Below are 13,482 nucleotides of genomic sequence, written 5' to 3'. Positions count from 1 at the left end.
GACCTCGATCACCACCTCGCCCTTCTGCGGCGTCGGATCGAGCACCTCCTCGACCACCAGGGTTTCAGGGCCGCCGGGGGCCTTGGACAGGACTGCACGCATGGAGATGCTCTTTCAAAAGGCCGGGCTGGTGGCGCGGACGTTGCGGGGAGGCTAATCACCGTCCCGCCCGTTTGAAAGGGCGCAGGAGACGACCCCGAATGACGGCCCTCATCCTCCACGGCGGCGCCGGCGCCCGGCGCGAGCGCGACTACACCCGCGAGGTCGCGCATATGCGTCAGGTGGTCGAGGCCATGAAGGCGCGCCTCGACGCCGGGGCGCCGGCGTTGGACGTCGCTGTCGAGACGACGGTCCTGCTGGAGGACTCGGGTCTCTATGTCGCGGGACGCGGGGCCTCGCCCAATCTGGCCGGCGCCTATGAACTGGACGCCAGCCTGATGGACGGCGCCACGCGCAGGGCGGGGGCGGTGGCGGCGCTGCAGGGGTTCCGCAACCCGGTCATGGCCGCCCGCGCCGTGATGGACCACACGCCGCATGTGATGCTGGCCGGCGAGGGCGCGGCGCTGTTCGCGCTCGACCGCGGGCTGGAGCCGATCGGCGACGAGACGGCCTGGTTCACCCATGCCGGACAGGGCGAGGATAACCATCCGCCCGGAACGCTGGGCCACGGCACCGTCGGCTGCTGCGTGCTGGATCGCGAAGGCCGGCTGGCCGCGGCCACCTCGACCGCCGGGGTGTTCGGCAAGATGCCGGGCCGGGTCGGCGACACCCCCATCCCCGGGGCCGGCAGCTGGGCCGACGGCCAGGTCGCGGTCTCGGCCACCGGCCAGGGCGAATATTTCATCCGCGTCGCCGCCTGCGCCCAGATCGGCTGGCGGGTCGGGGCGGGCCAGTCGCTGGCTGAGGCGGCCGGCGCCGTCATCGGCCAGATCGGCGAGCTGGGCGGCGACGGCGGCCTGATCGCCCTGGACCGGGAAGGGAACATCGCCCAGCCCTTCAACAGCCAGGGCATGAAGCGGGCCTGGTTGACCGCCGAGGGCGAGATCGGGGTCGAGGTGTTCGGCCGCTAGACCGACCCCTTACGGCGAATTAATCTCCGGCCGAACGCGGTTCATCCGGCGTTCACGGGGTTCACGGCTTAAGCGTCACGGGAACCACAGAGGCCTGACCATGAAGTCGCTACTCGCCGCCGCGGCCGTCGCCGCCCTGATCGCCACCGCGGCCTGCGCGCCGGTCATCGAGGGCGGCCCGCCGATGGACCTGCCGCCGGGCCTGCAGGAAACCGCCCAGGTCGGCTCCATCACCATGTCCAGCGCCTGGCTGGATGCGGAGGAGGACTTTTCCGACACCTTCTCCGAAGAGGTCCGCGAGGAGCTCAGCCGCTGCATGTACGGCACGGCGCCGATCGACGTCCGCATCCACGTTGAGCGGCTGGACCGCGCCGGCCGCCTCGACATGCTGTTGAACGGTCGAGGCATGCACACCCTCGAAGGCACGGTCGAGTTCGTCGATCCGGGCCGCGGCAACCTCGTCGTCGGGCGTTTCCCGATCTCGGTGGCGACCACCGCCGGCGGCCGGATCGCGGGCCTGCTGGGCGACCGCCAGATGATGGCGTCGGAAGAGTTCGGCCGCTCGCTGTGTGAACAGGCCTTCGGGCGGAATCCGCGCGATCGCGGACCGCACAACGCGACGCAGGGATAGAGTCTCGCCTCCTGGTCTGGCGGCCGACCTGCCCGGCGCCCGGGCACGATCACCAGCGCCGTTCGTCGCGTCCACGGCCGGTTCCGTCGAGGAGCGTTTCAAATCCGGCGAGGTCCGCTACAAATGTAGCGAAACGGTTTTGATCAGACCCGGGCGCCATCATGTTTCCCAGAATCGCGGCCGCCGCTGCGTCCTTCGCCCTCGCCACGCCGGCCCTCGCGGATCCGGCCGCGGATACGGCGCGGCTCTTCGCGCAGTGGGACGGTTCCGATGGACCCGGATGCGCCGTCTCGGTGACCCGGGACGGGCAGGTGGCGTTCACGGGCGCCTATGGCATGGCTGTGGTGGAAAGCCGGACGCCCAACACCCCGCAGACAGCGTTCCAGATCGGCTCCATCTCCAAACAGTTCACCGCCTTCGCCGTGCATATGCTGGCGGCGGAGGGGAAGCTGTCTCTCCAGGACGACGTGCGGAAATACGTCCCGGAGATGCATGCCTTCCCGGAGCCGATCACCATCGACCATCTGCTGCATCACACCAGTGGTCTGCGCGACGAATGGATGCTGCTACTGCAGGGTCGGCGAGCGGAAGATACGATCACCCAGCGCGACGTGCTGCGCGCCCTGTACGGTCAGCGCGAACTCAATTTCGCGCCGGGGTCCCGCTTCGCCTATTCCAACTCGAACTACACCCTGCTGGCGCTGGTGGTTGAGCGGGCGTCGGGCCAGGCCTTCCCGGCCTTCATGAAGGCGCGGATCTTCGAGCCGCTGGGTATGACCCAGACATATGTGAAGGATGACTGGAGACCGGTCCGGCCAGACACGGCGCTCGGCTACGGCCAGGGTCCCGGGGGCGTGGAGAGCCGCATCTTTCCCTTCTCCGCCTATGGGGCCGGCAACGTCTACAGCACCGTCGAAGACATGGCGCGGTGGACCCTGAACCTGAACGATCCGAAGGTGGGCTCGCCGGCCATCGTCGCCGCAATGTCGCGCACGGTCCGCGGCCCCCTCGCGCCGTCGCGCTATGGCTCGGGCATTGAGGTGGCGAGCTATCGGAACCTCGTCGCCCTCCGCCACGGAGGTATCGCCCCGGGGGCCGCGTCCTACATGATGGCGGTTCCCGACCGCCGCTTCGGCGTAACTGTGCTGTGCAACGCCGAAACCAACGACACCGGCCGGATCGCGGAGCAGATCGCGGACATCCATCTGGCCGCCGACCTGCCGCCGCCCGCCGAACCGAAGATCGAACTGTCCGAGGACCAGTTGCGCCGTTTCGTCGGTCGCTATCGCGAAACCGGCGGCCCGGTGTTCGTTCTGACTGTGCGGGACGGCCGCCTTATCATCGGCCGCGACGCCCTTGAGCCCATCGCGCCCACGGCCTTCCGCCTCGTCGGCGCGCCGGTTCACTTCAGTTTCACTGGCCCGGACGACGCGCCCGCCGCCGTCCTCAACATCCACGATCCGGATCAGGACCGCATCGCCGTGCGGTATGAGGAGCCCGACGCGCCGGAGCTGACGCCGGGCCGGATGCAGGACTATCTGGGTCGATACTACAGCCCCGAACTGGGCGCGCTGATGCAGGTCGAGCGGCGCGAGGATCAGCTGTGGCTGACGGGCGCGGCCTTCGAAAACCGGTTGCTTCAACCGCCCGTCGGCGAACGGGCGGCCGACGCTTTTTTCACCGAGTCGACGATCGGGGCGATCGACTTCTCCCGCGACGAAAAGGGACGGGTCACCGGACTGACCCAGTCCAACGGCCGCGTCGTCGGGATACGGTTCCTGAAGGTGGATTTGCCGCAGCTCTAGCTCCCGGCGACGAAAAAGGGCCGGCGGATCGCTCCGCCGGCCCTCGATCCGTTCAGGCTTCGGGGCCTACTCGGCCGCGATCGCTTCCGGCCCGCGGGCCAGGTTGCGCAGCACGTAAGGCATCACGCCGCCGGCCTTGAAGTAGTCCATCTCGGTGGCGTTATCGATGCGGCAGCGGACCGGGAAGCGGGCCATCTTGCCGTCCGACGGGCGGAACAGCTCGACCCACAGGTCCTGACGCGGACGCAGCTTGCCGACATTGGCGTCGGACAGGCCGCGGATGGTGACGATCTCCTCGCCGGTCAGGCCCAGACGGACCCAGCCCTCGGCCTTGAACTGCAGCGGCACCACGCCCATCCCGACCAGGTTGGAGCGGTGGATGCGCTCGTAGCTCTCGGCGATGACGGCGCGGACGCCCAGCAGACGGGTGCCCTTGGCCGCCCAGTCGCGCGACGAGCCGGTGCCGTATTCCTTGCCCGCGAACACGACCAGCGGACGACCTTCCGACTGGTAGCGCATGGCGGCGTCATAGATCGACATCACGTCCTGCGACGGGAAGTGTTTGGTCACCCCGCCCTCGATCTCCGGGGTGATCTTGTTGCGGATGCGGATGTTGGCGAAGGTGCCGCGCATCATCACTTCATGGTTCCCGCGGCGCGCGCCGTAGGAGTTGAAGTCGAGGGCGTCGACGCCGTGGTCGGTCAGATAGGCGCCGGCGGGCGAGGTCTTCTTGATCGAGCCGGCCGGGCTGATGTGGTCCGTGGTGATCGAGTCGCCGAAGATGGCCAGGACGCGGGCCTCGACGATGTCGGCGACCGGGGCCGGCTCCATCGACATGCCCTCGAAATAGGGCGGGTTCTGCACATAGGTCGAGCTGTCGTCCCAGGCGTAGGTCTGGCCGCCCTCGACCTTGATGCCCTGCCAGTGCTTGTCGCCCTTGAAGACGTCCGCATAGCGTTTGGCGAACATGGCCGGGGTGACCGACTTCTTCTGGATGGCGGCGATCTCGGCCGAGGTCGGCCACACGTCCTTGAGGAAGACGTCCTTGCCCTTCTTGTCCTTGCCGATCGGATCCTTCGAGATGTCGATCCGCATCGAGCCGGCGAGGGCGTAGGCGACCACCAGCGGCGGCGAGGCGAGGTAGTTGGCCTGGACGTCGGGGTTCACCCGGCCTTCAAAGTTGCGGTTGCCCGACAGCACCGAGGTGGCGACGAGGCCGTTGTCGTTGATGGCCTTGGAGATCGCCGGGTCCAGCGGGCCCGAGTTGCCGATGCAGGTGGTGCAGCCGTAGCCGACCAGGTTGAAGCCCATGGCGTCGAGGTCGGCCTGCAGGCCGGCGGCGGTCAGATAGTCGGTGACCACCTGCGAGCCGGGGGCCAGCGAGGTCTTGACCCACGGCTTGACCTTCATGCCCAGCTTGTGGGCCTTGCGCGCCACCAGACCGGCGGCGATCAACACCGACGGGTTGGAGGTGTTGGTGCAGGAGGTGATGGCGGCGATGACCACGTCGCCGTCGCCGAGGTCGAACTTCTCGCCCTCGACGGCCACGCGGGCGGCGTCGACCGGACGGTTGAACACCTCGCCCAGCGCCGTCTCGAACGAAGGCGCGGCCACGGTCAGTTCGACCTTGTCCTGCGGACGCTTGGGACCCGCCAGCGACGGCACGACCGTACCCATGTCCAGTTCGAGGATGTCGGTGAAGACCGGGTCTTCCGAGGTCTCGTCGATCCACAGGCCCTGGGCCTTGGCATAGGCTTCCACGAGGGCGACGCGCGCCTTGTCGCGGCCGGTGGCGGTCAGATACGAGATCGTCGCCGCCGACACCGGGAAGAAGCCGCAGGTGGCGCCGTACTCCGGGGCCATGTTGGCGATGGTGGCCTGGTCCTCGATGGTCAGGCTGGTCACGCCGGGGCCGAAGAACTCGACGAACTTGCCGACCACGCCCTTGCGACGCAGCATCTGGGTGACGGTCAGCACCAGGTCGGTGGCGGTGGCGCCTTCCGGCAGGGCGCCGGTCAGGCGGAAGCCGATGACCTCGGGGATCAGCATCGGAATGGGCTGGCCCAGCATGGCCGCCTCGGCCTCGATGCCGCCGACGCCCCAGCCCAGAACGGCGAGGCCGTTGATCATGGTGGTGTGGCTGTCGGTGCCGACCACGGTGTCCGGATAGGCGACGGTCTTCTTGCCCTCGTCCACCGTCCAGACGGTCTGGGCCAGGTTCTCGAGGTTGACCTGGTGGCAGATGCCGGTGCCGGGGGGCACGACGCGGAAATTGTTGAACGAGGTCGAGCCCCAGCGGAGGAATTTATAGCGCTCGATGTTGCGCTCGTATTCGCGCTCGACGTTCTGGTTGAAGGCGCCCGGGGTGCCGAAATGGTCGACCATGACCGAGTGGTCGATGACCAGGTCGACGGGGTTCAGCGGATTGATCTTCGAGGCGTCGGCGCCGAGCTTCGACATGGCGTCGCGCATGGCGGCGAGGTCGACCACGGCCGGCACGCCGGTGAAGTCCTGCATCAGCACCCGGGCCGGGCGGAACGCGATCTCGTGCTCGACCGAGCCCTTGTTGTCGATCCAGGCGGCGACGGCGCGCAGGTCGGCCTCGGTGACCGAGACGCCGTCCTCGTTGCGCAACAGGTTCTCCAGCAGCACCTTCATCGAGCGCGGCAGGCGGGAAATCCCGGCCAGACCCGCTTCCTCGGCGGCCGGAAGGCTGTAATAGGCGTATTTCTTGCGCCCGACGGAAAGGTCCTGACGGGTCTTGAAGCTGTCGTTCGACGGCATGGGAGAGGTTCCTCTGGTCAACGCCGCCCGGACATCCGGTTGCGCGATCGCGCGACAGACGGCGGGGCGCACAGGTCCCCGCCGCGCGCGGCGAACGCCTGCTGCGGCGAGGCCGGATATAGCGATGGTTCCCGTTGGCGTCCATGTATCCACGTCGGGCGCAGGGTCATTGAGAGACGCTCGCAACTGGGGGCCGTCCGGATGATAACCGCCACCGGCCTGACCCTGTCCCGCGGCGAACGCGTGCTGTTCCGCGACCTGTCGCTGTCGCTGGCCTCGGGCGAAGCGGTGGCCCTGACTGGAGCCAACGGCGCGGGCAAGACCAGCCTGTTGCGCGCCCTCGCCGGCTTTCTCCGCCCCGACGCCGGGACGATCGCCTTCGCCGACGCCGATCCGGCCGAGGCGCGGCGGCGGCATATCCACTGGCTCGGGCATCTGGACGGATTGAAGGGCGCGCGGCGGGCGCGCGAAGAGCTGACCTTCCAGGCGCAATGGCTCGGCGCCGACGCGACCGCGATCGCCGCCGCCGTCGACGTGCTGGCGCTTGAGCCCCTGCTCGATCTGGAGGTGCGCCAGCTGTCGGCCGGCCAGCGCCGCCGGCTGGCCTTCGCCCGGCTGATCGCCGCACCCCGGCCGGTGTGGCTGCTGGACGAGCCGTTCGCGCCGCTGGACGCCCGCTGGCGCGCGGCGCTCGGCCTGCTGATGCAGGCCCATCTGGACAAGGGCGGGGCCATCCTCGCCGCCGTGCACGATCCCCTGCCCGTCCCCGCGCGCGCTCTCGAGATCGGGGTCGGGCGATGACGGCGCTGGTGATCCTGTGGCGGCGCGAGCTGGCCCTGGCCTGGGCGGGCGGAGGCGGACCGCTGCTGGCCTGCGGCTTCTTCCTGTGCCTGACCGCGCTTGTGCCGCTGGCGGCGGGCGGCGACCCGGCGGGCCTGAAGCCGGTGGCGGGCGGCATCGCCTGGCTGGCGCTGGCGCTGTCGTCGATCCTGTCGCTGGAGCGGCTGTTCGAGCGCGACCTCGAGGACGGTGCGCTCGACCTGATCGCCCTGGGATCCTTGCCGCTGGAGCTGGTGGTTCTGGCCAAGGCCAAGGCCCAATGGCTGGCCGTCGGCGTGCCGCTGGCCATCACGGCCCCGGTCGCCGCCATCACCCTCGGCCTGCCGCCGGCGCAGGCGCCGCTGGTGACGCTGTCGGCCCTGATCGGCGCGCTGGGGTTCGCCCTGACCGGGGCGTTGGGCGCGGCGCTGGCTCTGGGCTCGAAGCGTGGCGGGCTGCTGATCGCGGTGGTGGTCCTGCCGCTGTTCATCCCGCCGGTCGTGTTCGGAGCGGGGGCGCTGGAACGCGCGGTGAACGGCCTAAGCCCCGCGCCGGCCCTCGCCTTCCTCGCGGCCTACGTCCTGTTCGCCGCTGTGGTGACGCCGTTCGCGGGAGCGGCGGCGATCCGGAACGCACAGGGCTGATTCATGACCAGCGCTTCCCTCACGGCGTTTCCGCTCGGCGTAGCCGAGGAACTCAAAGTCTACGTCTATCGCCTCATCGACCCGCGGAACGGTGAGACGTTCTATGTTGGAAAGGGTCGTGGAAATCGCGTCTTTCAGCACGCCTTGGGCATTGCAGCAGAGCATCAAGGAGAGCTGCCCGAGAAGCTGGATCGTGTTCGCGCTATTCGCCTCGCCGGTCTCGACGTCGCGCACGTCATCCATCGGCATGGACTGGACGATGCTCAGGCTTTCGAGGTGGAGGCGGCCCTCATCGACGCCTACCCAGGATTGGCAAACCGGCAGAGCGGTCACGGGACCGAGCGCGGTCTGGCTCATGCGATTGAGATCGTCGAACGGTATGCGGCGGAAGAGGTCGCATTCCACCACCACGCGATGATGATCACGATCAATCGCACCGCTCGCACCGCTGAAGACGTCTACGAAGCCGTCCGATACGCATGGAAGCTGGGGCGCAGCCGCGTCGAGAAAGTGGAACTCGTTCTCGCCGTCGAACGTGGGCTCGTGGTTGGCGTCTTCAGGCCTGACGAGTGGCTGGACGCGACCGCTGCAAATTTTCCCGGCCGGGAACACAGGCCAGGGCGCATTGGATTTCGGGGCAGGCCCGCCGAAGACGAGATCGCCAAGCTCTATCTGCGTAAACGTGTGCCAGCCCACCTTCGACGGAAGGGAGCTGCCAACCCGATCAAGTACGCAATGCCCGCCTGATTGTGGCAGGCATGGCTCCTACGCCTTCTTGACGAACTCGGTCCGGAGCACGAGGCCTCGGACCTTCTCGACATTGGCCTCGATTTCGTCGGGGTCGCCGGTCAGGCGGATGTTCTTGACCAGGGTGCCGCGCTTGAGCGTCACCCCGCCCGAGCCCTTGACCTTGAGGTCCTTGATCAGGGTCACGCTGTCGCCGTCGGCGAGGACGTTGCCGTTGCTGTCTTTGGTCGGATCGTCGGTCATGAATCCCGCCTAACGCCTCACCGCCGCCGCGTCGAGTCCGGCGAGCCAGGCCTCGATACCGGCGGTGTCGGCCAGGGCGCCGGTCCAGGCGTGAACCGGGACGTGGGTCTCGTTGTCGCCGCGGGGACGCCCGCGATAGACCTTCATCGGAACCCGCGCGACGACGCGGCCGCCCGGCAGGGGCTCGTCGCGAACCTCCATATAGGCGGTGTCGCCCGAGGTCTCCTGGCCGACATGGGTCGCGCCCAGGGCCTTGAGCAGGTCGACGGCGTCGAGACAGGCCGAGGCGCAGCCGGAATCGGTCAGCACCCAGGTCCGCGCCGTCATCGGCGAGGACCCGGCGGGCGGCGCGGCCGGCGCCTCTTCCTCCTCCTCCACGTGACGCCATAGCGGCCGGCCTTCGGCGCGCGCGGCGCGCAGCCCGTCGGCCACCGTGCTTAGCCAGGCCAGCACTTCGGGGTTGGAGCCCATCAGGACCTTGTATTCCTCGATCGTGGCGAGGTTCTTCTCCGAGGTCCGCCAGTCCACGGCCTCCGCCTCCGGCGAGCGGGCCTCGACCTCGGCCTTGCCCCACAGGGTCGTCGCCAGCGCCTGAATCCAGGCCGAGGAGCCGCCGCCGTTGCCGCGCAGGTCGAACACCACTGCCGGGGCCTGACGGATCTCGTCGGCCCGGGTCTCGACCGCGGCCTGCAGGGCGGTCAGGGCGACGCCGTCCTCGCTGGCCGGATCGCCGTTGAAGCCGCCGAGACCGATCCATTGGCCGCCGCTCCACGCGCGCAGCTCGATCGGGGCGGTGAAGCGGGGGCTGCGCGCGGCGGCGAAGCCCTCGTCGCGGACGGCGTCCGGCAGTTCGCGCCACGTCAGCGGATAGGCGCGCGTCTCCGTCCCGACGCGGAACTCGCACTGTTCGGCGCGGCGGACCCACGGATTGTGCTGGTCCACGAACAGGGTGGAGGCGTAGATCGCGCGGCGCGACGGCAGGGACCAGCGCCCCGCGCCCCGGCCGATGATCTCGGCGGCCAGATCCCCGGCCGGCCGGCCGTCGCAGCCGATCAGGACCGCGCCCTCGGGCGCGGCGGCCGGATCGCGGCTGAACACCACCTCATGGCGCTCGCCCTCCGGGCCGGTCCGCAGGCCGGTCAGGAAGCCGGGCCAGTGAGCGGTCCAGACATGCCCCATGCCGGCCCAGTCCTTCAGCCCCAGATGGCCGTCGTCGAACGAGGCGGCGTATTCCTGCAGGGCGAAATACCAGTCCTCATAGCTGTCCGTCGTCCGCGCCCGCTCCAACGCCAGCGCGAGGCCGGCTTCCAGATGCGGGGTGAATCCGGGGTTCTCGGCGTCGACCGGGCCGGGGTGGCTGTCGAGGATGACGTCATGGAAGGCCCGGGCGTCCTGCGCCAGTGCGGCGCCCCAATTATCGGGCGCGGGCGTGGGGGCGGCGTCCTGGGCCTGGGCGGAGGAGGCGGCGAGCGCGCCGACGGCGGCCGCCGCAGCGGCTAGGATTCGGGACATCGGCGGTTCTGCGATTGAGGAACGACGGCCCGCCTCTACGGCCAAGCTCGCCTTCGCGCCACTTAAGGCTTGGTAATGCGGCCCGCGACGGCGCGCCGCTTGCCGCGCGCGCGGCTGGCGCGTAATCGGCGCGGCATGTTCGGACTCGCCAATCCCGACCGCTTCCTGCGCTTCACCCGACCGCTGACGCCGGTGGTCTGGGGGCTGGCCGTCGTCCTGCTCGCGATCGCGACCTGGCTGTCCTTCGCCGCGCCCGAGGACTTCCGACAGGGCGACACCGTTCGGATCATGTTCGTCCACGTTCCGGCCGCCTCGGTCGGGCTGGCCGCCTACGCCGCCCTCGGCGTCTCCAGCTTCTTCGCCCTGGTGTTCCGCCACCCGCTCGCCGACGCGGCCGCGCGCGCCGCCGCCCTGCCCGGCGCGGCCTTCACCGCCCTGGCCCTGGTCAGCGGCAGCCTGTGGGGCAAGCCGATGTGGGGCGCCTGGTGGGCCTGGGGCGACGCGCGGCTGATGTCGGTGCTGATCCTGTTCCTGTTCTATCTCGGCTACATGGCCCTGCGCGCCTCGATCGACGACGAGGCGAAGGCGACCCGCGCGGCGGCGGTGCTGGGCCTCGTCGGCCTGATCAACCTGCCGATCGTCAAATTCTCGGTCGACTGGTGGAACACCCTGCATCAGCCGGCCTCGCTGATGAGAGCCGGGGGGCCGGCCATGCCGCCGGTCTTCCTGACCCCGCTGCTGACGATGATGGCGGCCTGGGGCGTGCTGTTCCTCGCCCTCTGGCTGACCGCGATCCGCACCGAGATCGTGCGCCGGCGGGTCCTGTCCATCCGCGCCCGCCGCGCCCTCGAAGCCTGAGGAGGCCTGACCGCATGCCCGACCTCGACATGGGGAAATACGCCGCCTTCGTCTGGCCCGCCTGGGCCATCAGCGCCCTGGTGCTCGGCGCCCTCGCCGCCCGCGCCCTGCTGACCGCGCGGCGCTGGTCGGCCGAGCTGAAACGACTTGAAGCGGATCGCCCGGGGGACCGGGCATGAACCGCTGGTTCGCCATCGTCCCCCTCGTCGCCCTCGTGGCGCTCGTCGTCTTCGCCGCCGTGCGGCTGGGCGACTTCACCGGCCGGTCGCTGGCCGAAGGCCGCGGCAGCGAATACCGGCCCGAGGCCCTGGTCGGCCAGCCGGTCCCGGAAACCGTCCTGCCCCTCCTGACCGGCGCCGAGGCCGGGCCCGGCGTGCTCGACCTCAAGACCGCCGGCGTCGGCAAGCCGATGCTGATCAACGTCTTCGCCAGCTGGTGCGCGCCCTGCCGCCTTGAACACCCGCAGCTGATGGCGCTCAAGGAGCGCGGCGTCGCCGTCGTCGGCGTGGCCTGGAAGGACGATCCGGTCAAAACCCGCGCCTTCCTCGACGAACTGGGCGATCCCTATTCGATGGTGCTGGTTGATCGCGACGGCCGCGCCGGCCTCGATCTGGGCATCACCGGCGCGCCTGAGACCTTCGCCGTCAACGCCATGGGCCAGGTCGTGGCCAAGGCCTCCGCCCCCCTGATGGACCAGGCCGAGATCGACCGGCTCGTGGACGCCATGCAGGCGCCGCCGCGCCCCCTCCCCACCGCCACGAAGCGCTGACCCGCCGGCCCCCGCGGGCGTTAACCCATTTCCGACAATTGTCGTTAACCCTGTCGGGATGAGCCCGATTCGACTCCCGCTCCCGTCGCCGCTGTTCCCGGCCCAAAGCCCGCCGTCGCCCGTTCGGGCCTCGCGCTCGGACTTTTTTCGCGCGGCCCTCGACGGCGTCGCGACGTCCGCCGAGGCGCCGGCCGCCCGCCCCGCCCCGACGGTGAACCTGACCCGCGCGCCCGACGACCGCCCGCAACGCCCCGGCGCCCTGCTCGACATCCGCATCTGACCCCTCACGCGAAAATGAGGCGCGCGTCTTCCCGGACCGTGGTTATGGTGCGCGCCATGCGCACAAGGGGCTGGATCATCCCTGCGGCGGCCCTCGTGGCCGCCTCCATCGCGGCCGGGTCCAGCGCCCAGCCGGCGAGCCCCCGCGCCCCGCGCGGCGCGGCTCCCGCCGAGCCCGTCGTGGTCGAGCTGTTCACCGCCCAGGGCTGCGCCGGCTGCCCCGAGGCCAACGCCCGCGTCGAGGCCCTCGCCGAAGAACCGGGCGTGATCGCCCTGACCTACGCCGTCGACTACTGGGACTATCTAGGCTGGCCCGACACCTTCGCCCGGCCCGAGTTCGCCCAGCGCCAGCGCGCCTATCGCCGCCCCCTCAGGCTGCGTGCGGTCGGCACGCCCCAGGTGGTCATCGACGGCCGCCGCCAGGTCCCCGGCGCCCAGGAGGCGGCGCTCAAGGCCGCGGTCGAGGAAGAGGCCGCGCGTCGCGTCTTCCCGCCCGAGATCGAGTTCCGCGAGGCCGGCGACCAGGTCGGCGTCGGCTCCGGCCGCGTTCCGGCCGGCGGGGCCGAGGTCGTGGCCGTGGTCTATCGCCCCGGCCCCCAGACGGTGGAGATCGAACGCGGCGACAACCGCGGCCAGACGGTCCGTCAGGTCAATGTCGTCCGTTCTGTGCGCAGTCTCGGCGCCTGGACCGGCCGCCCCGCCCTCTACGACCTGCCGACCGGTCTGGACGCCGACGAGGCCGTGGCCATCCTGATCCAGGCCCGGACCGACCGCCGCATCCTCAACGGCGCGGTCCTGCCGCCCGGCTGACCGGTCAGTTTTCGTCACTGGAGTCGCTTGAACCCCCGGCCCCACAGTGCAAGCTTGGCGGCCCGACGCTCCGGGTGGAAACACAGGTGACCGCATGAAACCGGCGCTCCGTCTCGTGGCGATCCTGGGGCTCGCCCTCGCTTGCGCCTGCGCCGCGCCGGGGCCGGTCGCCACCGCCCGACAGGCCGCTCCCGCGGCCGCGTCCACGCCGGAGGCGCTGGGCGTGGCCCAGATCGTCACCGCCGCCGAACTTGCGGCCTGGGGCCGCGAGCGGCGCGATCCCGAGGCCCTGCTGGTCGCCGCCCGCATGCTCGACGAAGTGCCCTTGCGCGCCGGCCCCGGCGGCGACCCGGGCCTGGCGCCGGTGCTGACGTCCGCGGGCCTGCGGCAGGAGGCGGCGGCCCTGCGCGGGGATCAGGGCGCGGTCGAGGAGATCGCGGTCTCCGGGTCCCGCGTCCGGGCCGAGGCCGAGGCCGCCGCGGACGCCCAGCGGCTGCGCGACCGGGAGGCT

At 70.4% G+C, this 13,482-nt stretch carries 15 protein-coding genes and 1 pseudogene; 12 read left to right on the top strand and 4 right to left on the bottom strand.

Annotation, left to right across the window (positions count from 1 at the left end):
- Positions 1 to 102, bottom strand: a pseudogene (locus V6M45_RS14135) (NADPH:quinone oxidoreductase family protein); the annotation flags it as partial.
- 98 nt (positions 103 to 200) lie between these two features.
- Here V6M45_RS14135 and V6M45_RS14130 point away from each other — a divergent pair.
- The 3 genes from V6M45_RS14130 to V6M45_RS14120 all read left to right on the top strand — a co-directional run bounded on the left by V6M45_RS14130 (position 201) and on the right by V6M45_RS14120 (position 3,506).
- Positions 201 to 1,070, top strand: coding sequence for an isoaspartyl peptidase/L-asparaginase family protein (locus tag V6M45_RS14130; protein WP_332657181.1), 870 nt, complete (start codon positions 201 to 203; stop codon positions 1,068 to 1,070).
- 100 nt (positions 1,071 to 1,170) lie between these two features.
- Positions 1,171 to 1,701, top strand: coding sequence for a hypothetical protein (locus tag V6M45_RS14125; RefSeq protein WP_332657180.1), 531 nt, complete (start codon positions 1,171 to 1,173; stop codon positions 1,699 to 1,701).
- A gap of 161 nt (positions 1,702 to 1,862) precedes the next feature.
- Positions 1,863 to 3,506 carry a serine hydrolase gene (locus tag V6M45_RS14120; protein ID WP_332657179.1) on the top strand — a complete coding sequence of 548 codons (1,644 nt, stop codon included), beginning with the start codon at positions 1,863 to 1,865 and terminating at the stop codon, positions 3,504 to 3,506.
- A 66-nt stretch (positions 3,507 to 3,572) separates the two neighbouring features.
- Here the strand turns inward: V6M45_RS14120 and acnA are convergent, their stop codons facing one another.
- The gene (gene acnA / locus V6M45_RS14115; protein WP_332657178.1) at positions 3,573 to 6,290 is read right to left on the bottom strand and encodes an aconitate hydratase AcnA; all 2,718 of its coding nucleotides are present in this window, start codon (positions 6,288 to 6,290) and stop codon (positions 3,573 to 3,575) included.
- A 201-nt stretch (positions 6,291 to 6,491) separates the two neighbouring features.
- Here acnA and ccmA point away from each other — a divergent pair, with 201 nt between their 5' ends.
- Genes ccmA through V6M45_RS14100 form a run of 3 tightly spaced genes read left to right on the top strand, consistent with a single transcriptional unit; the run spans position 6,492 to position 8,500 of the window.
- On the top strand, positions 6,492 to 7,091 hold the full coding sequence (gene ccmA, locus V6M45_RS14110) for a heme ABC exporter ATP-binding protein CcmA (RefSeq protein ID WP_332657177.1): 600 nt from the start codon (positions 6,492 to 6,494) through the stop codon (positions 7,089 to 7,091).
- Positions 7,088 to 7,753, top strand: coding sequence for a heme exporter protein CcmB (ccmB, locus tag V6M45_RS14105; protein WP_332657176.1), 666 nt, complete (start codon positions 7,088 to 7,090; stop codon positions 7,751 to 7,753). The genes ccmA and ccmB overlap by 4 nt, the downstream gene beginning before the upstream one ends.
- 3 nt (positions 7,754 to 7,756) lie before the next feature.
- Positions 7,757 to 8,500, top strand: coding sequence for an LEM-3-like GIY-YIG domain-containing protein (locus V6M45_RS14100; RefSeq protein WP_332657175.1), 744 nt, complete (start codon positions 7,757 to 7,759; stop codon positions 8,498 to 8,500).
- Between the two features lie 18 nt (positions 8,501 to 8,518).
- Here V6M45_RS14100 and V6M45_RS14095 read toward each other — a convergent pair whose 3' ends face one another.
- Together V6M45_RS14095 and V6M45_RS14090 are read right to left on the bottom strand one after the other, a co-directional pair.
- Complete coding sequence (locus tag V6M45_RS14095; protein WP_259550722.1) at positions 8,519 to 8,743, bottom strand: alkylphosphonate utilization protein; 225 nt, start codon at positions 8,741 to 8,743, stop codon at positions 8,519 to 8,521.
- A gap of 9 nt (positions 8,744 to 8,752) precedes the next feature.
- Positions 8,753 to 10,255: a S41 family peptidase gene (locus tag V6M45_RS14090; protein ID WP_332657173.1), complete on the bottom strand. Its 1,503-nt coding sequence runs from the start codon at positions 10,253 to 10,255 to the stop codon at positions 8,753 to 8,755.
- Between the two features lie 135 nt (positions 10,256 to 10,390).
- On the opposite strand from V6M45_RS14090, the gene ccmC reads away from it, so the two are divergent.
- The 6 genes from ccmC to V6M45_RS14060 all read left to right on the top strand — a co-directional run.
- Complete coding sequence (ccmC, locus tag V6M45_RS14085; RefSeq protein ID WP_332657171.1) at positions 10,391 to 11,113, top strand: heme ABC transporter permease CcmC; 723 nt, start codon at positions 10,391 to 10,393, stop codon at positions 11,111 to 11,113.
- Positions 11,114 to 11,127: 14 nt separating this feature from the next.
- Positions 11,128 to 11,292, top strand: coding sequence for a heme exporter protein CcmD (ccmD, locus tag V6M45_RS14080; protein WP_332657170.1), 165 nt, complete (start codon positions 11,128 to 11,130; stop codon positions 11,290 to 11,292).
- The gene (locus V6M45_RS14075; protein ID WP_332657169.1) at positions 11,289 to 11,882 is read left to right on the top strand and encodes a DsbE family thiol:disulfide interchange protein; all 594 of its coding nucleotides are present in this window, start codon (positions 11,289 to 11,291) and stop codon (positions 11,880 to 11,882) included. The genes ccmD and V6M45_RS14075 overlap by 4 nt, the downstream gene beginning before the upstream one ends.
- Positions 11,883 to 11,940: 58 nt before the next feature.
- The gene (locus V6M45_RS14070; protein WP_332657168.1) at positions 11,941 to 12,162 is read left to right on the top strand and encodes a hypothetical protein; all 222 of its coding nucleotides are present in this window, start codon (positions 11,941 to 11,943) and stop codon (positions 12,160 to 12,162) included.
- Positions 12,163 to 12,206: 44 nt separating this feature from the next.
- Positions 12,207 to 12,971 carry a DUF1223 domain-containing protein gene (locus V6M45_RS14065; RefSeq protein WP_332657167.1) on the top strand — a complete coding sequence of 255 codons (765 nt, stop codon included), beginning with the start codon at positions 12,207 to 12,209 and terminating at the stop codon, positions 12,969 to 12,971.
- Between the two features lie 94 nt (positions 12,972 to 13,065).
- Positions 13,066 to 13,482: hypothetical protein (locus V6M45_RS14060; protein WP_332657166.1), on the top strand; the 417-nt coding region annotated here is incomplete at its 3' end.

Source organism: Brevundimonas sp. (genome assembly GCF_036676055.1).
Classification (GTDB): domain Bacteria; phylum Pseudomonadota; class Alphaproteobacteria; order Caulobacterales; family Caulobacteraceae; genus Brevundimonas.
The sequence above is the reverse complement of the archived record's forward strand: the minus strand, read 5'-3'. Positions and strand labels throughout refer to the sequence as shown.